This window comes from Streptomyces erythrochromogenes (assembly GCF_036170895.1).
Classification (GTDB): domain Bacteria; phylum Actinomycetota; class Actinomycetes; order Streptomycetales; family Streptomycetaceae; genus Streptomyces; species Streptomyces erythrochromogenes.
This window is the reverse complement of record NZ_CP108036.1, coordinates 5,457,662-5,476,584: the sequence shown is the minus strand read 5'-3', so window position 1 is coordinate 5,476,584 and position 18,923 is coordinate 5,457,662. Positions and strand designations below refer to the sequence as shown.

The 18,923-nt window shown below is 72.1% G+C and carries 14 protein-coding genes; 2 read left to right on the top strand and 12 right to left on the bottom strand.

Annotated elements, in window-relative coordinates; genetic code table 11:
- Window positions 1-63: 63 nt before the first annotated feature.
- The 4 genes from OHA91_RS24965 to OHA91_RS24950 all read right to left on the bottom strand — a co-directional run bounded on the left by OHA91_RS24965 (window position 64) and on the right by OHA91_RS24950 (window position 3,227).
- Window positions 64-465, bottom strand: coding sequence for a hypothetical protein (locus tag OHA91_RS24965; RefSeq protein WP_381620805.1), 402 nt, complete (start codon window positions 463-465; stop codon window positions 64-66).
- A gap of 105 nt (window positions 466-570) precedes the next feature.
- Window positions 571-1,698: a glutamate 5-kinase gene (gene proB / locus OHA91_RS24960; protein ID WP_031145675.1), complete on the bottom strand. Its 1,128-nt coding sequence runs from the start codon at window positions 1,696-1,698 to the stop codon at window positions 571-573.
- Window positions 1,699-1,794: 96 nt separating this feature from the next.
- Window positions 1,795-2,235 carry a GtrA family protein gene (locus tag OHA91_RS24955; RefSeq protein WP_328740051.1) on the bottom strand — a complete coding sequence of 147 codons (441 nt, stop codon included), beginning with the start codon at window positions 2,233-2,235 and terminating at the stop codon, window positions 1,795-1,797.
- The gene (locus OHA91_RS24950) at window positions 2,232-3,227 is read right to left on the bottom strand and encodes a glycosyltransferase family 2 protein (protein ID WP_037631385.1); all 996 of its coding nucleotides are present in this window, start codon (window positions 3,225-3,227) and stop codon (window positions 2,232-2,234) included. Before OHA91_RS24950 ends, OHA91_RS24955 begins: the two co-directional genes overlap by 4 nt.
- A gap of 177 nt (window positions 3,228-3,404) precedes the next feature.
- Between OHA91_RS24950 and OHA91_RS24945 the strand changes: the two genes are divergently transcribed.
- Together OHA91_RS24945 and OHA91_RS24940 are read left to right on the top strand one after the other, a co-directional pair.
- Complete coding sequence (locus OHA91_RS24945; protein ID WP_031145668.1) at window positions 3,405-6,284, top strand: bifunctional glycosyltransferase/CDP-glycerol:glycerophosphate glycerophosphotransferase; 2,880 nt, start codon at window positions 3,405-3,407, stop codon at window positions 6,282-6,284.
- Window positions 6,281-7,429 carry a glycosyltransferase gene (locus tag OHA91_RS24940; RefSeq protein ID WP_031145666.1) on the top strand — a complete coding sequence of 383 codons (1,149 nt, stop codon included), beginning with the start codon at window positions 6,281-6,283 and terminating at the stop codon, window positions 7,427-7,429. The genes OHA91_RS24945 and OHA91_RS24940 overlap by 4 nt, the downstream gene beginning before the upstream one ends.
- A gap of 109 nt (window positions 7,430-7,538) precedes the next feature.
- On the opposite strand, the gene galE is transcribed toward OHA91_RS24940, so the two are convergent.
- The 8 genes from galE to OHA91_RS24900 form a co-directional block, all read right to left on the bottom strand.
- Window positions 7,539-8,552 carry a UDP-glucose 4-epimerase GalE gene (gene galE, locus OHA91_RS24935; protein ID WP_328740049.1) on the bottom strand — a complete coding sequence of 338 codons (1,014 nt, stop codon included), beginning with the start codon at window positions 8,550-8,552 and terminating at the stop codon, window positions 7,539-7,541.
- 59 nt (window positions 8,553-8,611) lie between these two features.
- The gene (locus OHA91_RS24930; protein WP_037631384.1) at window positions 8,612-10,228 is read right to left on the bottom strand and encodes a glycosyltransferase family 2 protein; all 1,617 of its coding nucleotides are present in this window, start codon (window positions 10,226-10,228) and stop codon (window positions 8,612-8,614) included.
- Between the two features lie 70 nt (window positions 10,229-10,298).
- Window positions 10,299-11,744 (bottom strand): GTPase ObgE, encoded by a 1,446-nt coding sequence (gene obgE, locus OHA91_RS24925; RefSeq protein ID WP_031145660.1) that lies wholly within the window; start codon window positions 11,742-11,744, stop codon window positions 10,299-10,301.
- Window positions 11,745-11,921: 177 nt separating this feature from the next.
- Entirely contained in the window at window positions 11,922-12,176 is a 255-nt protein-coding gene (gene rpmA, locus OHA91_RS24920; protein WP_030027134.1) for a 50S ribosomal protein L27, read from the bottom strand.
- Between the two features lie 13 nt (window positions 12,177-12,189).
- Window positions 12,190-12,510, bottom strand: coding sequence for a 50S ribosomal protein L21 (gene rplU, locus OHA91_RS24915; RefSeq protein ID WP_015033583.1), 321 nt, complete (start codon window positions 12,508-12,510; stop codon window positions 12,190-12,192).
- Window positions 12,511-12,770: 260 nt separating this feature from the next.
- A complete protein-coding gene (locus OHA91_RS24910; protein WP_328740042.1) occupies window positions 12,771-16,673 on the bottom strand; it encodes an Rne/Rng family ribonuclease in 3,903 nt (1,300 codons plus the stop codon).
- A gap of 235 nt (window positions 16,674-16,908) precedes the next feature.
- Window positions 16,909-17,688 carry a TIGR03936 family radical SAM-associated protein gene (locus tag OHA91_RS24905; RefSeq protein ID WP_031145655.1) on the bottom strand — a complete coding sequence of 260 codons (780 nt, stop codon included), beginning with the start codon at window positions 17,686-17,688 and terminating at the stop codon, window positions 16,909-16,911.
- A 110-nt stretch (window positions 17,689-17,798) separates the two neighbouring features.
- On the bottom strand, window positions 17,799-18,884 hold the full coding sequence (locus tag OHA91_RS24900) for a hypothetical protein (RefSeq protein ID WP_328740041.1): 1,086 nt from the start codon (window positions 18,882-18,884) through the stop codon (window positions 17,799-17,801).
- Window positions 18,885-18,923 lie beyond the last annotated feature (39 nt).

Genomic DNA, 18,923 nt, shown 5'->3' with positions numbered 1-18,923 from the left:
GCTCCGCCCCGGACCCCGCTCCTCGAACGCCGGAGGGGCTGGAAGAGGCCGGGCTTCGACGTATCAGTACGGGTGGACACCCACCGGGTGGGCCGGGGGCGGGCCGTAGCCCTCCGCGACGCGCAGGTGGTAGGTGGCGCGGTCGATGACCTCCAGGCCGACGATCTCCCAGGGCGGCAGCTGCGCCGAGGAGCGGTGCTCGCCCCACAGGCGCAGGGCGACGGCCGCCGCGTCGTGGAGGTCGCGTGCCTCTTCCCAGTAGCGGATCTCCGCATGGTCGTCGGCGTACCGGCTGGTGAGGAGGAAGGGGTGGTCGTGGGCCAGTTGTTCCAGTCCCCGCCGGACCTCGGACAGCGGGGCCGGCTTGCCGGAGACGCTCAGGGTCACGTGCCACAGGCGCGAGGCCTGGTCCTGGTCGTGCTCGTACCCGCCGCCGTCACCGTCCCCCGGACCGACGCTGGTCAGCGCTCGTCTCACCAGCCGCCTCCTGTCTCCGCTACGCGTGTCCGCCTGCTCCGCCCCTCACAGTTGACCAGTCCCCGGGCGGCCGCGCTGCGGTTTTGCCGAACCTCAGCCCTGGAGCAGGACCAGATCGTCCCGGTGGACGACCTCCCGCTCGTACGCGGGTCCGAGTTCCCGTGCGAGCTCGCGAGTGGAGCGGCCGAGGAGCTGCGGAAGTTCCTTGGCGTCGAAGTTGACGAGCCCCCGCGCCACGGCGCGGCCGTCGGCGGCGCGCAGCTCCACCGGGTCCCCTGCCACGAAGTCTCCCTCGACCGCCGCGATGCCCGCGGGCAGCAGCGAGCTGCCGCGCTGGGTCACGGCCCTGACCGCCCCGTCGTCGAGGACCAGGTGGCCCTGCGGGGTCGAGGCGTGCTGGAGCCAGAGCAGCCGGTCCGCGGAGCGGCGCCCGGTGGCGTGGAAGAACGTTCCGGTCCCCCGGCCCGCCAGGGCGTCGGCGGCCTGACTGGCGGAGGTGAGCACCACGGGGATCCCGGCGGCGGCCGCGATCCGGGCCGCCTCGACCTTGGTGACCATGCCGCCGGTGCCCACGCCCGCCTTGCCGGCGCTGCCGATGGAGACGTGCGCGATGTCCTCGGGCCCGCGGACCTCGTCGATGCGGGTGGTGCCGGGCTGGGACGGGTCGCCGTCGTAGAGGCCGTCGACGTCGGAGAGGAGGACGAGGAGGTCCGCGCGGACGAGGTGGGCGACGAGGGCGGCGAGCCGGTCGTTGTCGCCGAAGCGGATCTCGTCCGTGGCGACGGTGTCGTTCTCGTTGACGACCGGGAGGGCGCCCATGGCCAGCAGCTGGTCGAGGGTCCGGTACGCGTTGCGGTAGTGGGCGCGGCGGCTGGTGTCGTCGGTGGTGAGCAGCACCTGGCCGACGCGGAGGCCGTACCGCGCGAAGGAGGCGGTGTAGCGGGCGACGAGGAGGCCCTGGCCGACGCTGGCGGCGGCCTGCTGGCGGGCCAGGTCCTTGGGGCGGCGGCGCAGGCCGAGCGGGGAGAGCCCGGCGGCGATGGCTCCGCTGGAGACGAGGACGATCTCCTTCTCACCGCCGCTGCGGGCCTTGGCCAGGACGTCGACGAGGGCGTCCACCCGGTCGGCGTCGAGTCCGCCGGCCGCGGTGGTCAGGGAGGAGGAGCCGACCTTGACCACGATCCTGCGGGCGTCCACGACACCTTGCCTAGCCGCTGACACGTTCTTCCCCTTGCCCCTTGCCGTCACCTTCGATGCCTGCCACCTCAATCTACGGGGTGGCGGGCAGGGGCCGCTCAGGGGTTTCAGACCGTGGACTCAGACCGTGGACGAGGTCCTGGCCCGACCCTGGCGCTCTTCCTGCTCGGCGGCGGCCCGGGCCGCGCCCGGGACGAGGATCTTGCGGGAGAGCAGGAAGGTGAACGGGATGGCCACGATCGCCGCGACCAGCGGGGCGATCCGGGTGTCCATCCCGGTCCAGGTCACCAGGGCGTACAGGCCGGCGGACTGGATGACGTAGTTGGTCACGTTCGTCAGCGGGAAGAGGAGGAACTTCTTCCAGGTCGGCCGGGTCCGGTAGGTGAAGTAGGTGTTCATGAAGAACGAGCCGACCATCGCCAGCACGAAGGCGAGCGAGTAGGCGGCGAAGTACGGCATCCACGGGTGCAGCAGGAGGTAGATGCCGAAGAAGGTGCCGGTGTTGACCCCGCCCACGAGGGCGAAGCGGAATACCTGGCCGAGCTGCTCCTTGCGGGTCATCGGGCGCTGCGCTCCACGATCGTCGGCTCCGCCGCCGGGGTGACGCCCGCGGTCCTCGGGGCGGGATCGGAGCCGTGCGACTCCTTCACCAGGAAGTGCGGCCGGCGCTTGGTCTCGTAGTAGATGCGGCCGATGTACTCGCCGACGAGGCCCAGCATGATCAGCTGTACGCCGCCCAGGCCCGTGATGATGGCCACCAGGGTGACGTAGCCCGGCGCGTCCACGCCGTTGGTGATCGCCATGGCGGTGATCCACAGCGCGTAGAGGCCGGTCAGGGCGACCAGCGACACGCCGAACCAGATGCCGATCCGCAGCGGCCGGTTGTTGAAGGAGATCAGGCCGTCCATGCCGTAGTTCAGCAGGGCGCCGAACTTCCACTTGGTCTCGCCGGCCTCGCGCTGCGCGTTGCGGTAGTCGAAGTGGACGGTGTCGAAGCCGATCCAGGAGAACAGGCCCTTGGAGAAGCGGTTGTACTCCGGCAGGGACAGCAGGGCGTCCACGGCGGGGCGGGACAGCATCCGGAAGTCGCCGACGCCGTCGGTGAGCTCGACGTCGACCCAGCGGTTCACGCCCCGGTAGTAGAGGCGGCTGAGCGCGGAGCGCACCTTCTTGTCGCCCTCGCGGGTGCGGCGGGCGATGATCTGGTCGTGGCCCTGCCGGTAGTGCTCCAGCATGGTCGCGATGAGCTCCGGCGGGTGCTGGAGGTCGGCGTCCATGATCACGACGGCGTCGCCGGTGGCCTCGCGCAGGCCGGCGAGCATGCCGGCCTCCTTGCCGAAGTTGCGGCTGAAGGAGACGTAGCGGGTGCGCTCGCCGTGTTCCGCGGCGATCTTCCGGAGCTTGTCGAGGGTCCCGTCGCGGCTGCCGTCGTCGACGTAGCAGACCTCGTACTCGACGGGCAGGGCGTCCAGGACCCTGCGGATCTCCACGTCGAAGCTGTCGATGACGGCTTCTTCGTTGTAGCAAGGGACAACTACGGACAGCTTCGTCATGAACACTTCCTGCTGGATCCGAACGGGTGATTGTGGCGACCGGACCCGCCTCTCACCTCTTCCTTAGAAGTATGCACGGCGAGCGGCTACCGAGAGTCGCCCTGCCTGAGCCGAGGGCGGCACACGGTAGCTTTGACGGGATAAGCGGAATGAGCGGAACGAAACGAAGGGATCGAGGTGCACGTGCCCGACGTCTCCGTGGTCGTCATCGTCTACAACGACGCAGAGCGTCTGTCGACAGCAGTCCAGTCGGTTCTCGACCAGACACTCCAGGGTGTCGAGGTCGTGATCGTCGACGACTGCAGCCAGGACCGCTCCTTCGCGGTCGCCCAGGAACTCGAGTCCGCGCATCCGGGGAGGGTGCGCGCCTTCCAGCTGCCGCAGAACAGCGGCGGCTGCGGTGCGCCGCGCAACCACGGCGTCCAGCAGGCCACCGGAACGTACGTGATGTTCCTCGACAGCGACGACGTGCTGGAGCGCAACGCCTGCCGGAACATGCTGGCCGCCGCCGAGCGGACCGGATCCGACCTGGTCTCGGGCATGTGCGTACGCGTGCACCTCGACAACCGGTGGGGCAAGACCACCGAGTGGTACCCCTGGATCTACTCGCGCACCCGCACGCTGGAGTCGATCACCGAGTTCCCGGACCTGCTGGTCTACGACACGCTCTCCACGAACAAGTGCTACCGGCGCGCGTTCCTGCTGGAGCAGGGCCTGGAGTTCCCGGTCGGCATCCACTACGAGGACCTGCTGTTCTCCGCGCAGGCGTACGTGGCGGCCCGGCGCATCACGCTGATCCCCAACCACGTCTACTTCTGGAACGTGGTCGAGAAGGCCGCGGCCAAGTCGATCAGCAACCGGCGCCACGAGATCGCGAACTTCGTCCACCGGATGGAGATCCACCGGCGCGTCGACGAGCTGCTGGCGGCCAAGGGCCACACGGACATCAAGTCCGCGAAGGACGCCAAGTTCCTCAAGCACGACCTGGTCCTGCACCTGCGCGACCTGCCGCTGCTGAGCGACGAGTACCGCCAGGAGTTCGCGGGCCTCGCCAACGGCTACCTCGCCGGCATCGACCCGGAGGCGTACGAGCACGTCACCCACCTCCAGGCGATCTGCGCGTACCTGCTGGGCAAGGAGGACTGGGACAACCTGCTCCCGGCCGCCGACGCCATGATCAACAAGGGTCGGCTGACCTCCCCGCTCGCCGAGCGCGACGGCCGCGTCTACTGGTGCGCGCAGCACATCGACGGCCCCGACGCCGCCGAGGCCCGCCGGATACTGGACGTCACCGAGCAGGGCTTCCACACCACCCCGCTCCCGTCCCTCACCCTGGGCAACCGCCTCACCTCCTACGAGGACGACGGCCGCGGCACCGTCACGCTGTCCGGCACCGTCGTGAACCCGCTGGGCCGCATCGCCGACGACGCGGAGCTGAAGGCCACTCTGGAGCTGCGGGCCCGCCGGCAGGTCGGCGTGCGCTCCTTCAGCTTCCCGGTGGCAACCGTGCGACACGCCGGTGACACGATCGAGTGGCGCACCACGGCGGACATCGGCGGCACCGTCCGCCCCCTCGGCATCATCGACGCCGTCTGGGACGTCCGTCTCAAGCTGACCGCCGGTGGCGAGCGGATCACCACCCGCGTCTCGGTCGGCGGCCTCGACCTGGACTCGGCGGCCCGGCTGCGCGTACGGCCGCGGCTGACCCGCCTGGTCTCCGACCGCTTCGCGGCGGAGATGACCAAGAAGGGCAACCTCTCCTACGTCCTGACCGCAGAGGGCGCCGCCGCCGTCCGCACCCAGTCGCTGATCAACAACGCCATACAGGGCAAGGCGGCGGGCGTGGTCAAGCGGGGCCTGCGCAAGGCGCTGCGGGCCCGCCGGAACATGGGCTCCGGCGAGCAGAAGGTGAAGATCTACCACGAGGTCTTCTCGAAGCTGCCCGTCAAGAAGGGCACGGTCGTCTTCGAGAGCCACATGGGCAAGCAGTACAGCGACAGCCCGAAGGCCATCTACGAGGAGATGGTCCGCCAGGGCGTGCCCTTCGAGGCGGTCTGGTCGTACGCGGGCGCCAAGCCCACCGGCTTCCCGAAGGAGGCCACCCTGGTCAAGCGCTGGAGCTGGCAGTACCTGCGCGCCCTCGCCCAGGCCGAGTACTGGGTCGACAACCAGGGGTTCCCGCTGGCGCTCGCCAAGCGCCCGGGCACCACGTACATCCAGACCTGGCACGGCTCCGCCCTCAAGCGGATGGGCTTCCACGAGCCCCGCACCAAGGCGCAGGGCCGGGCCGGCCAGGCCCGCTTCCAGGCGGCCGTGGACCGTTTCGACCACTTCCTGATCCGCTCCGAGCACGACGCCCGCACCCTCGCCAAGGGCTTCCGGCTGCGCGACGAGGTGCTGCTGCGCACGGGCTACCCGCGCAACGACGCCCTCGTCGAAGCGCACCGGGCCGAGGCGGACAGCGGCGAGCGGGTCCGCGGCGCCCTCGCCGCGGAACTCGGCATCGACCCGGACAAGAAGGTGCTGCTGTACGCGCCGACCTTCCGGGCGGGCGCGGACGGCGCGGTGGAGGGCTTCGCCTTCCCCTTCGACGTGGAGGAGTTCGCGGACCGGCTCGGCGACCGCTTCACGCTGCTGGTGCGGACCCACTACCTCAACAGCGTCTCGCTGCCGCCGTCGGTCGCCGGCCGGGTCGTCGACGTGTCACGGCACCACGACATCACCCCGCTGCTGGCCCTCGCCGACGGACTCATCACCGACTACTCGTCCGTGATGTTCGACTACGCGGTCCTGGACCGGCCGATGGTGTTCTTCGCGTACGACTACGAGAAGTACGCCACCGACATCCGCGGCACGTACTTCGACCTGAAGGAGAAGGCCCCGGGCCCGGTGGTGGCCACCGCGGACGAACTCCTGCAGGCGCTGGCGGCCTTCGAGGAGGCGGACGCCAAGTACGCGGAGGCGCGGCAGCGTTTCCTCACCGAGTTCGGCGAGTACGACCGCGGGGACGCGGCCCGCCAGATCGTCGAGAAGTTCTTCACCGGGAGCGGCAAGTGAGCCGGGACATCTTCATCGTCTCCAACAGCGTCGACGAGATCGGCGGCGTGACCACCTGGTCGCACCAGATGGCCCGGCAGTTCACCGACCGCGGGCACAGGGTGCACATCGTCGGCATCGCGCCGGTCGCCGAGGAGATCCGGCAGAAGCTGCCCCAGGACCTGCCCTACGAGACGACCACGCTGTACGGGGCCCACCCGCCGTCGGCGCGCCGGCTGCGCGGCATCAAGGGCCGGCTGAACGCGCCCGAGCGGCGCCGTCAGGCGGCCCGGCGGGCGCAGATGCGGGTCAAGGCGGACCGGCTCAGCGAGCTGCTGCGCGGAGCCCGTCCGGGCGGGGTCGTCATCGTCACCCAGGTCTGGGCGATGGAGTGGGTGGCGCTCGCCGACACCAAGGGGCTGTCCGTCGTCGGCATGAGCCACGAGTCGTTCGAGGCCAGCCAGAAGTCGACCCGCGGCGAGCGGGTCCGCCGGCACTACCGGGAGGTCGACCGGCTGCTGGTGCTGACCCCCGAGGACGCGGACCTGTGGATCCGGGCGGGCATGGAGAACGTCGGCAGCATGCCGAACCCGATCCCCTTCATGCCCGACACCCCCGCTCCGCGCACCGGCAAGGTCGTGGCCAGCGTCGGCCGCCTCGCCTTCGAGAAGGGCGTCGACCTGCTGCTCGACGCGTGGGCCGACGCGGCGCCGCACCACCCCGACTGGGTCCTGCGCATCTACGGCGCGGGCGTGGAGGAGGCTGCGCTGCGGGCGCACTGCACCGCGCTCGGGCTCGACGACTGTGTCGAGTGGATGGGCAGCACCGACGACGTGCTCGGCGCGCTGCGGGAGGCCTCGGTCTTCGCGCAGGCCTCGCGCGCCGAGGGCTTCCCGATCACGCTGCTGGAGGCGATGGCGGCGGGCGTGGCTCCGGCCGCCTTCGACTGCGCGCCGGGCGTGCGGGAGATCGTCGAGCACGGCGAGGACGGGCTCCTGGCCCGGCTGGGCAACACGATGGAGCTCGCCGGACACCTGCACGTGCTGATGTCCGACCGTGAGCTGCGCGACCGGCTCGGGGACAACGCCTTCCGCTCGGTGAAGCGCTACTCCAGCGCCGAGATCACCGACCGGTGGGAGGAGCTGTTCTCCTTCCTGGAGCGCTGACGGCCGGGCCGCACGCGAGTGCCGCACGCGAGTTACGACGAAGCCGCCCGCCCCGGACACCTCCGGGGCGGGCGGCTTCGCCGTACGGCCGGGGAACCGGCCGGACCGGTCAGGCCTTGTGGACGTCGCGGTGCGCGTCGCCTCGGGCCACCTTGTTGGCCTCCCAGCCCGCCCAGGCGGAGGTGACCATCTCGCTGACGTCGTGGCGGGCCTGCCAGCCCAGCACCGTGTTGATCCGGTCGGCGGAGGCCACGACCTTCGCCGGGTCGCCGGGACGGCGCGGACTGATCACCGGGGCGTAGTCGTGCCCGGTGCCCTTGTTCAGGAGTTCGACCATCTCGGCGACCGAGACGCCTTCGCCGCGCCCGATGTTGACGGTGAGGTCCTTGTAGTCCTCGGCCGCGGCCCACTCGGCCAGCTTGCGGGCGGCCGCCACGTGGGCCTCCGCCAGGTCCTCGACGTGGATGTAGTCGCGGATGCAGGTGCCGTCCGGCGTCGGGTAGTCGTCACCGAAGATCTTGGCGCCCTGGCCGGCGTCGTACCGCTCGAAGACCATCGGGACCAGGTTGCAGACGCCGGTGTCCGCGAGCTCCGGGGTCGCGGCGCCCGCCACGTTGAAGTAGCGCAGGCAGGCGGTGGAGATGCCGTGCGCCTTGCCCGCGGCGCGGACCAGCCACTCGCCGGCCAGCTTGGTCTCGCCGTACGGGCTCAGCGGCGCGCACGGGGTGTCCTCGGTGACGAGGTCCACGTCGGGCATGCCGTACACGGAGGCGGAGGAGGAGAAGAGGAAGTTGCGCACGCCCGCGTCGGCCACGGCCTGGAGCAGGACCGTCAGGCCGTGGACGTTCTCGTGGTAGTAGTACAGCGGCTTCTCGACGGACTCGCCGACCTGCTTCTTGCCCGCCAGGTGCACCAAGCCCGTGATCTTGTGCTCGCGGAGGGTCTTCTCCAGCACCAGCCGGTCCAGGACGGAGCCGACCACCAGCGGGACGCCCTCCGGGACGCGGTCCTCCTTGCCCGTGGAGAGGTCGTCGAGGACGACTACCTTCTCCCCCGCGAGCAGCATCGCGCGGACGACGTGCGCGCCGATGTAACCGGCGCCACCGGTGATCAGAAACGTCATGTGTATCTCCTTGGTCCTGTCCGACTTCGGTGGGGAAAGCGCAGCGGGGCGCATCGGGTTCAGCCCGCCCCCCGGGCTGCCCGGGCCCGGTGGAGGCGGTTGCGCACGAGGTACAGGGCTCCCTCGGCGCCCGGCGCGAGGCGCAGCGCGAGGGCGCCGGCCCCCGTCCGGTAGGGCTGCGCCAGCAGAACACCGTACCGGCTGCTGGGCAGCGCCCGACGGCGGAGCAGCCGGCCCCGGGGGCGCAGGGAGGTGAACAGCGAGCTCCCGTCGGCGCACTGCACACCCACCCCGACGTTCCAGGCCTGCATCCTGCGCAGTCCCTGGCGACGGCCGGTGACGGCCAGATCGGCGAGACGGAACGGCAGCACGGCGATCCAGCCGCCGCCCCGGTCGGGCAGCAGCTCGACGGGGCGCGCGAGGACGGGCTCGCCTCCGGCGCGGGGCATGAAGCTCAGGCGGGCGGTCTGCGGGCCGGCCTCGGCGAGGCGCCCGTAGAGGTCGTGCACGCGGATCCGGACGGCGCCGCGGCCGGCCGGCTCGGCGTCGACGGTGACGGGCAGCTCCCCGACCGGCAGCGCCGGCAGGCCGTCCAGCTCGACGGGGAGCTCCTCGCTCCACACCGGCTCGCCGGAGGCGCCGACCGCGTACGGGGGCAGCAGGCGCGGCGGTTCGGCGGCCAGGCGGGTGAGCCGCTCGACGTCGGCGGGCGGGGTCGCGGTGGCGCGCAGCACCCGGACGATCCAGCGGGCGTGGGCCGCGGCGGCCTCGACGTCGGCCTCGGCGAAGGTGTCGACGTACTCGCGGGTGAGGGTCCACCAGGCGGCCTGGTACTCGGGATCGCGGCCGAGCTCGCGCAGGTACATGCGCAGGTCGTACTCGAGGAACTTCACGTGGCAGGCGCTGCCCAGGACCGGGGAGGCGGCGGCCAGGGTCCGGGCGGCCGTGCGGTGGGCCTCGATGCGGGAGCGCCAGTTCCCGACGTCCTTGCGGTCCAGGGAGATGGACACCTGGGCGGCGCTGCGGCGCACGTGCCAGACGTAGACGAGGTCGCCGGTGACGGCGATGCGGGGGGCCGCGGCGAGCACGCGGGACGTGAAGACGAAGTCCTCGTAGATGAACCGGCCGTCCGGGAAGCGCAGGCCGTGCTCCTCCAGGAAGGCGCGCTCGTAGAGCTTGTTGACGCAGAGGGTGTCGCGGACGAGCTCGGGCCGGTCCGCCGGGCGCTCGATGACGTCGCCGGGGGTGTAGAGACCGGGCATCCACGGCACGTCGTGGTGCTGGGGCAGCTCGCGCCGCACGGCCGCGCCGACGGTGACCGGGGCGCGGTGCCGCTCGGCGGTGCGCACCAGGGCGTCCGCCGCGCCCGGCGGCAGGATGTCGTCGCTGTCGAGGAAGAGCACGTACCGGCCGGACGCCGCGGCGATCCCGTCGTTGCGCGGGGTACCGCACCCGCCGCTGTTCTCCGTCCGGTGCACGACCTTGAGGCGGGGGTGGACGGAGGCCAGTTCGTCCAGCACCCGCGCGGTGCCGTCGGACGAGGCGTCGTTCACCGCGATGACCTCGGTGACCACCGGGCCCTGGGCGAGGGCCGAGGAGACGGCCTCGCCCACGAGCCCGGCGTCGTTGTACGCGATGACCACGACGGAGACCGTGGGGAGGTTGCTGCTGTTCACCCGGAGGATCCTAGGCGACCCACATAAAGACGCCTTCAAACCCTCCGGGGCAGATTCCCTCGGGAGTGGACTAGAACGGCCGGAATTCGTCGTACTCCTGCTGCGCCGAGTCCCCGCGCTTGGCTTCCTTCTCCTTGCGGCGCTGGGTGGCCGGGCGCGGGGCCTCCATGCGGTGGTCCTCGCCGCGGCGGCCCAGCATCTCGGCTCCGGCCATCATGGTCGGCTCCCAGTCGAAGACGACCGCGTTCTCGTCGGAGCCGATGGCGACGCCGTCACCGGCGCGCGCGCCGGCCTTCTTGAGCGCGTCCTCGACGCCGAGGCGGTTGAGGCGGTCGGCCAGGTAGCCGACGGCCTCGTCGTTGTTGAAGTCGGTCTGGCGGACCCAGCGCTCCGGCTTCTCGCCGCGCACCACGTACACGTCCTCGACCTCGTCGTAGGCGACGGTGAAGCCGGCGTCGTCCACGGCCTTCGGGCGGATGACGATGCGGGTCGCCTCCTCCTTCGGCTTGCGGGCGCGGGCCTTGGCGATGACCTCGGCGAGGAAGTAGGAGAGCTCCTTCAGGCCCGTACGGGCGACCGCGGAGACCTCGAAGACCTTGTAGCCGCGCGCCTCCAGGTCGGGGCGCACCATGTCGGCGAGCTCCTGGCCGTCCGGGATGTCGACCTTGTTGAGGACGACGAGGCGCGGGCGCTTCTCCAGGCCGCCGCCGTAGAGCTTGAGCTCCTCCTCGATGACGTCGAGGTCGGCGATCGGGTCGCGGTCGGTCTCCAGGGTGGCCGTGTCCAGGACGTGCACGAGCACCGAGCAGCGCTCGACGTGGCGCAGGAACTCCAGGCCGAGGCCCCTGCCCTGGCTGGCGCCGGGGATCAGGCCCGGGACGTCGGCGATCGTGTAGACGGTCGAGCCGGCGGTGACGACGCCCAGGTTCGGGACGAGGGTGGTGAAGGGGTAGTCCGCGATCTTCGGCTTGGCGGAGGAGAGCACCGAGATCAGCGAGGACTTGCCGGCGCTCGGGAAGCCGACCAGCGCCACGTCGGCGACGGTCTTGAGCTCCAGGACGATGTCGCCGGTGGTGCCGGGGACGCCGAGGAGCGCGAAGCCGGGGGCCTTGCGGCGGGCGGAGGCGAGCGCGGCGTTGCCGAGGCCGCCGCGGCCGCCCTCGGCGGCCACGTAGGTGGTGCCCTGGCCGACGAGGTCGGCGAGGACGTTGCCCTGCTTGTCGAGGACGACGGTGCCGTCCGGAACGGGCAGGATCAGGTCCTGGCCGTCCTTGCCGGAACGGTTGCCGCCCTCGCCGGGCTTGCCGTTGGTGGCCTTGCGGTGGGGGCTGTGGTGGTAGTCCAGCAGGGTGGTGATCGCCTGCTCCACCACCAGGATGACGTCGCCGCCACGGCCGCCGTTGCCGCCGTCGGGGCCGCCGAGCGGCTTGAACTTCTCCCGGTGAACGGAGGCGCAGCCGTGGCCTCCGTTACCCGCGGCGACGTGCAGCTCGACGCGGTCCACGAAGGTGGTCATGGTTGTTCCTCCAGATACAGCGGGGATAGTCCGGAAAATCCGGGGGCAGGCCTTGCTGCCCATTAAACGTGTCTATGTGACAACGCGCCGAGGGCGGACCTCTCTTCCCGGCCTGAGCCGGGAAGAGCTGAGATCCGCCCTCGGGAAGTTACGTACGCTTGATCAGCCGAAGCTGGATCAGGCGGCCGGAACGATGTTGACGACCTTGCGGCCACGGTGCGTGCCGAACTGGACAGCACCCGCCTGCAGCGCGAACAGCGTGTCGTCGCCGCCACGGCCCACACCCGAACCGGGGTGGAAGTGGGTGCCGCGCTGGCGGACGAGGATCTCACCAGCGGAAACGACCTGACCGCCGAAGCGCTTCACGCCGAGCCGCTGAGCATTGGAATCGCGCCCGTTCCGGGTGGACGATGCGCCCTTCTTGTGTGCCATGTCTCAGTCCCTCTTACTTCGCAGCCGCGGGGATACCGGTGACCTTGATCGCCGTGTACTGCTGGCGGTGACCCTGGCGACGGCGGTAGCCGGTCTTGTTCTTGTAGCGCAGGATGTCGATCTTGGCGCCCTTGTGGTGGTCCACGACCTCGGCCGTGACCTTGATACCGGCCAGGACCCACGGGTCGCTGGTCACGGCGTCGCCGTCGACAACGAGCAGGGTCGAGAGCTCGACCGTGTCGCCAACCTTGGCAGTGGAAATCTTGTCAACCTCAACGATGTCGCCGACAGCAACCTTGTGCTGGCGACCACCGCTGCGCACGATGGCGTACACGCGGATCTCTCTCTCACTCGGGACGGATGCTCCTGAAGCCAGCCGCTCAGGCGGGCCGGGGCCCGCGCTGATCCGGATTGGACGAGCGGCCTCTCCCGTACAGCGCTTGCGCGCGGGAAGTGGGAGGAAGGTGCTCAGGAGCGCGGCGCGTACAGGACACGCCGACGGTCTAGGTTACGGGGCCGGTTCCGGAGGGTCAAACCGGGCCCCGCACGGTCGTGGGCCCCGCCGCTCGGCGGGGCCCACGACCACGTGACGGATCAGGCTTCGGTCGGAGCCGAGACGGACGGGGCAGCCTGCTGCTCCGCCGCCGCGGTCTTCTTCGTCGCCCGCTTCGTCGCGGTCTTCTTGGTCGTGGCCGTCTTCTTGACCGCGGTCTTCTTGGCGGCCGCCGCCTTCTTGGCCGGGGCCTTCTTCGCCGCGGCCGCCTTCTTGGCCGGAGCCTTGCGGGCGGCCTTCTTGGCCGGCGCGGGCTCCTCTGCGGGCGCGGCTTCCTCGGCCGGCGCCGCCGGCTCGGTCACCGGGGCCTCGACGACCACCACGGCGGCCTCCGCGGCGCCCGCCGGGGAACCGGCGGGTGCGGTGGCCTTACGGGTGGCACGGCGGCGCGGACGGGCCGGTGCGGCCTCCGCCACCGGGGCCTCCTCGGCCGCGACGACGGGCTCGGGCTCGACGACGGGCTCGGGCTCGGCGACGGGCTCGGCGGCCACGACCGGCTCGGGCTCCGGCTCGGCCTCGACCACCGGGGCCGGCGCGGTGGCCTTGCGGGTCGCACGGCGACGGGTACGGCCCTTCGGCGCGGCCTCCTCCACCGGCGCGACGGGGGCGGCCTCGACCGACTCCGCGGCCTCGACGGCCTCGGCGACGACCTCGGCGGCCGGCTCCAGGACGGTGTCGGCCGGCTCGGTCACCGGCTCGGCGACGACCTCGGCCACGGGGGCCGGGGCCTGCACGGCGGCGGCCTCGCCCCGCGGGGCACCCGCCGGAGCGGTGGCCTTGCGGGTGGCACGGCGCCGGTTGCGTCGTCCGCTCAGGCCCGCTGCGGCCTCGGCCTCGGCCGGGGAGCTGTAGAGCTCCTCGCCCGCGACGAACTCCGGCTCGGGCAGCGCCTTCGGCGCCGCCACCTCGGCGGCCACCTCGGCCTCGGACTCGAAGGCCTCGGACTCGGCGGTCTCGACCGTCTCGACCTCGTGGTCGTGCTGGTCGAACTCGCTGCGGCCGCCACGGCGCTTGGAGCGCTTGCCGTTGCCACCGCCGCCGATCGCGGTCGGCGTCTCCATGTGGACGATGACACCGCGGCCGTTGCAGTGGACGCAGGTCTCGGAGAAGGACTCCAGCAGACCCTGGCCGACCCGCTTGCGGGTCATCTGGACCAGGCCCAGCGAGGTGACCTCGGCGACCTGGTGCTTCGTACGGTCGCGGCCCAGGCACTCCAGCATGCGGCGCAGGACCAGGTCGCGGTTGGACTCCAGGACCATGTCGATGAAGTCGATGACGACGATGCCGCCGAGGTCGCGCAGCCGCAGCTGGCGCACGATCTCCTCGGCCGCCTCCAGGTTGTTCCTGGTGACGGTCTCCTCGAGGTTGCCGCCCTGACCGGTGAACTTGCCGGTGTTGACGTCGATGACGATCATCGCCTCGGTCTTGTCGATCACAAGCGAGCCGCCCGACGGCAGCCACACCTTGCGGTCGAGCGCCTTGGCGAGCTGCTCGTCGATCCGGTACGTCGCGAAGACGTCGACCTCGGAGGTCCAGCGCTGGAGCCGGTCGGCCAGGTCCGGGGCCACGTGCGAGACGTAGCCGTGGATGGTCTCCCAGGCGCCGTCACCGCTGACGATGACCTTCGAGAAGTCCTCGTTGAAGATGTCGCGCACGACGCGGACGGTCATGTCCGGCTCGCCGTACAGGAGGGACGGCGAAGAGGTCGTGATCTGCTTCGACTTCTTCTGGATGTCCTCCCACTGGGCCTGCAGGCGCTCGACGTCGCGGCGCAGCTCGTCCTCGCTCGCACCCTCGGCGGCGGTGCGCACGATGACGCCCGCGTCCTCGGGGACGATCTTCTTGAGGATGGTCTTCAGGCGCGCGCGCTCGGTGTCGGGCAGCTTGCGGCTGATGCCGGTCATCGAGCCCTCGGGCACATAGACCAGGTAGCGGCCGGGCAGCGAGACCTGGCTGGTCAGGCGGGCGCCCTTGTGTCCGATCGGGTCCTTGGTGACCTGCACGAGGACCGACTGGCCGGACTTGAGGGCGGACTCGATGCGGCGCGGCCCGTTGGCCATGCCGAGCGCCTCGAAGTTGACCTCACCGGCGTACAGGACCGCGTTGCGGCCCTTGCCGATGTCGATGAAGGCGGCCTCCATCGACGGCAGCACGTTCTGGACCTTGCCCAGGTAGACGTTGCCGACGTACGAGGTGGCCTCTTCCTTGTTGACGTAGTGCTCGACGAGCACGTTGTCCTCGAGGACGCCGATCTGGGTGCGCTCGCCGCTCTGGCGGACGACCATGACGCGCTCGACGGCCTCGCGGCGGGCCAGGAACTCGGCCTCGGTGATGATCGGCACGCGGCGGCGGCCCTGCTCGCGGCCCTCGCGGCGGCGCTGCTTCTTCGCCTCCAGGCGGGTCGAGCCCTTGATGGACTGGACCTCGTCGGACGGCTCGGCCTTCTCGCGCGCCGGGCGCGGCTCGCGGACCTTGACGACGGTGCGGACACCGTCCTCGTCGCCGGCGGACTCGCCGGTGACGTCGGCGGGCTCACCGCTGCGGCGACGGCGACGGCGGCGACGGCGGCTGGAGGTGGAACCGGAGGCCTCCTCGGTCTCCTCGTCCTCTTCCTCGTCGGCGTCCTGCTCGGCCTCGGCCTCGGCCTCCTCCTCGGCGGACTCGTCGAGGTCGGCGGCCTCACCCCGACGGCGGCGACGGCCACCGCGACGGCGGCGGCGCGAGGGGCGCTCGCCCGACTCGTCGCCCTCGTCGAATTCCGCGGCCTCGGCGGACTCCTCTTCGAACTCGGCGGCCTCGGCCTCCGGCTCCTCCGCGAGCACCTCGGGCAGGGAGACCGGAGCGGTCTCGGCGGCGCCGCGGCCGCGGCGACGGCGGCGGCCGGCGGGCTGCGCGGGCTCGGCGGGAGCGGCGGCCTCGACCTCTTCCTCCTCCTCGGCCTCCTCCGCCTCGATCGCGGCTGCGGCTGCAGCGGCGGCCATGGCGGCGGTCTCGGGGGTCTGGAACATCGGCTCGGTGAAGACCGGCGCCTGGAAGACGGCGACGGCGGGACGCACCGCGCGGCGGCCACGGGCCGGAGCGGCGGGCGCCTCGGCGGCCTCGGGCTCGGCGGCGGCGGGCTGCTGCGGGGCGGCGGAGGCGGCAGCGGTGGTGGAGCGGGTGGCACGGCGGCGGCCGCGCTTCGGGGCGTCCACCGCGTCGGCGACGGTCACGGCGCGAGCGGCCTTGGGAGCCTCCTCCTCCGCGGCGGCGGCCGGGGCGGGCTCGGCGGCGGTCTCCACCGCCGGGGCCTCGGCGGCCGGAGCGGTGACGGCGCGGGTGGCACGACGGCGGGCACGCGGAGCCGGAGCCGAAGCAGCCTCCTCGACCACCGGAGCAGCGGCCTCGGCACCAGCCGGAGCCTCCACAACCGGAACCTCGGCAGCCTCAGCCGCCGGAGCGGCCACGGCACGGGTCGCACGACGGCGGGCACGCGGAGCCGGAGCCGAAGCAGCCTCCTCGACCACCGGAGCAGCGGCCTCGGCAGCAGCCGGAGCCTCCACAACCGGAACCTCGGCAGCCTCAGCCGCCGGAGCGGCCACGGCACGGGTCGCACGACGGCGGGCACGCGGAGCCGGAGCCGAAGCAGCCTCCTCCACTACCGGAGCAGCGGCCTCGGCGACCGGGGTCTCGGTGGCGGGCTCGACGACGGCCTCCGCAGCCTGGGCCTTCGGAGCGGCCACGGCGCGGGTCGCGCGGCGGCGGGGACGGGCGGGTGCGGCGGCCGGAGCGGCCTCCTCGACGGGGGCGGGCTCCGCCACCGGAGTCACCTCGGCGGCGGGGGTGCCGCCGGGCGGACCGGCCGGCCGGGAAGCGGCGCGGCGACGCCTGCGCGGGGGCAGGTTGTCGCTGGGGCTGCCGCTGTCGGCGCCGGCGGGGATGGTGTCGTTTTCGTTGTTGAGCATTGCGGGCGGTTCTCCCGTCACGCTCCCGGGCGCCGCGGCTGACTTCCGGTCCGGCACGGCTCCGCGCGATGACGCGGAGCCGGCCTCCGGGGCGCGTTCGCCACACGGGAGCTGTAGTCCATGGCCGCCGGTTCCGTACGTGTGTGTTCGTACGGCCTGGCGGAAGTCTTCAGGTCTGTGCGCGGCCCGACCCAGGTGGCTCCCGAGTGCCAGGGCTGCGCGACGACGACGATCCCTACGCGGCGGGACCTTCCGGCGCCTTCGCGTCGGCGGTCACGGCGACCGTGGGTGGGGCGGCCGTGTCTGCCTCGCGGTCGGGCGCGAGCGGGTCGGTCACCGTGCCGGACTCCTCGTCGAAGAGCCCCTGCGCCAGCCTGGTCACCGCAGAGGGGACCGGCGGCGCCAGGTCGGCCACAGCTCGGAGACCGGACAGGACGTCGTCGGGTCGCACGGCAGGTGTCAGATGCCGAACAACCAGCCGCAGTATCGCACAAGCATTGTCCAGCGGCCTATCAGCCGGCGCCGGAAGCGCTTCGAGGCTGACGACGGCGCCGCGGGTGTCGAAGGTCCGCACGCCGTTCTTGGTCTTGCGCTGCACCTCGACGGCCTCGGCGGCGAGGAAGACCGTCACGGCCCGCTCGGCCTCGGCGAGCTCCACGCCGTCCAGGCGCAGCTCCCACACGGAGGCGGTCAGCCGGTCGGCCAGGCCCGAGGTACGGGCCTCGACGGCGTCGATGATGTCGAGTCCGGCCGGCATCGACTCGTCGAGCAGCTCGCGGAGCTTCTCGGGGTCGCGCGGCGCGGCGAGGCCGATCTCCAGGTATTCGGCCTCGCTGCCGGTCCCGGTAGGGGCGGCGTTCGCGTACGAGACGCGCGGGTGGGGGGTGAAGCCCGCCGAGTACGCCATCGGCACCTCGGCGCGGCGCAGGGCCCGCTCGAAGGCGCGCTGGAAGTCTCGGTGGCTGGTGAACCGGAGGCGGCCGCGCTTGGTGTAGCGCAGTCGGATGCGCTGCACCACCGGTGCGGGAGGCGGGCCTTCGGGCTGTCGCTTGCCCAGTGGTTCTTCTCCTTGTGCGGGGCTCCGCGGCTCGCGCATCGCCCTGAGGTCTGTCGACCCGCTCCGGCTCACCCCTGCCGTCGGGACAGGGAGATCTCGTCTGCGGGTGCCGCGTCGGCGGCTGTCGTACTACCCAGAGTACGCGCCCGTGACCTCGCCGGTTCCACGGGAGGAGTACCGAAGAGCGCACGGCGCACGGTGGCCCGTGCCTCGCGGACGGCGGCGCGGCCCGTCCGCCAGACCTCGCGCGCGGCGTGCCCGACGGGAGTGAGGACGTGCCGGTACACCCGCGAGGCGGGCCACCCGACCAGTACCCGGCCGGCCCACTTGAGCCCGCGCCACAGGGCGCCGGCGATCCTCCCGGCCACGTGCCAGGCCCAGACGAGGACCTGCCCGACCGGGGTGAGCACGTACCGGTACAGGGCGGCGGCGAGCCACGCGATGCCGAGCCCGACGGGCCGCAACAGGTACCGGTAGAGGGCGGCCACGAGCCATACGAGACCCAGCCCGACCGGCCGCAACAGGTACCGGAACACCGCGACCGCCAGCCATCCGAGGCCGTGCCCGACGGGGGTGAGCACGTACCGGTACACCGCGGCGGCGAGCCAGGCGATCCCGCGGCCCACGGGCGCGAGCACGTAGCGCCACAGCGCGACCCACGGCCAGACGAACAGCGTCATGCCGAGGGCCCACCCGATCCAGGTGACGCCCTTGGCGAGGGGCGCGAGCAGGTAGCGCATGCCGCCGCGGCCGAGCCAGGCCAGCGCCTCCCCGAGCGGACGCAGCACGTAGGCGGTCAGGAACCGCCCGGCCGGCGCCAGCACCTGGGCGTACAGGCCCCGCCACAGCCAGGCCAGCCCCTGCCCGACCGGGACGAGCACGTACCGCCACAGCCCGACCCACGGCCAGACGAAGACCAGCTTGAGCAGCGTGGTCAGCAGCCATCCCAGCGCGCGCAGCAGCGGCTCGACGGCATGGACGTACAGCGGCCCCAGGACGTGCCGGTGCACGGCCCGGCCTCCGGCGGCCAGCAGCTCCCAGACCACCCGTACGGGCAGTACGACGAGTACGGCGACGATCTTCACGGGGATCCTGATGACGCCCACCAGGCACCCGTCGCCGCCGCCGGCGGGAGGCCGCTTGTCCGTTTCCATGCAGTGAAGGACACGACGGAGGCCCCCACCCGTTGCGGG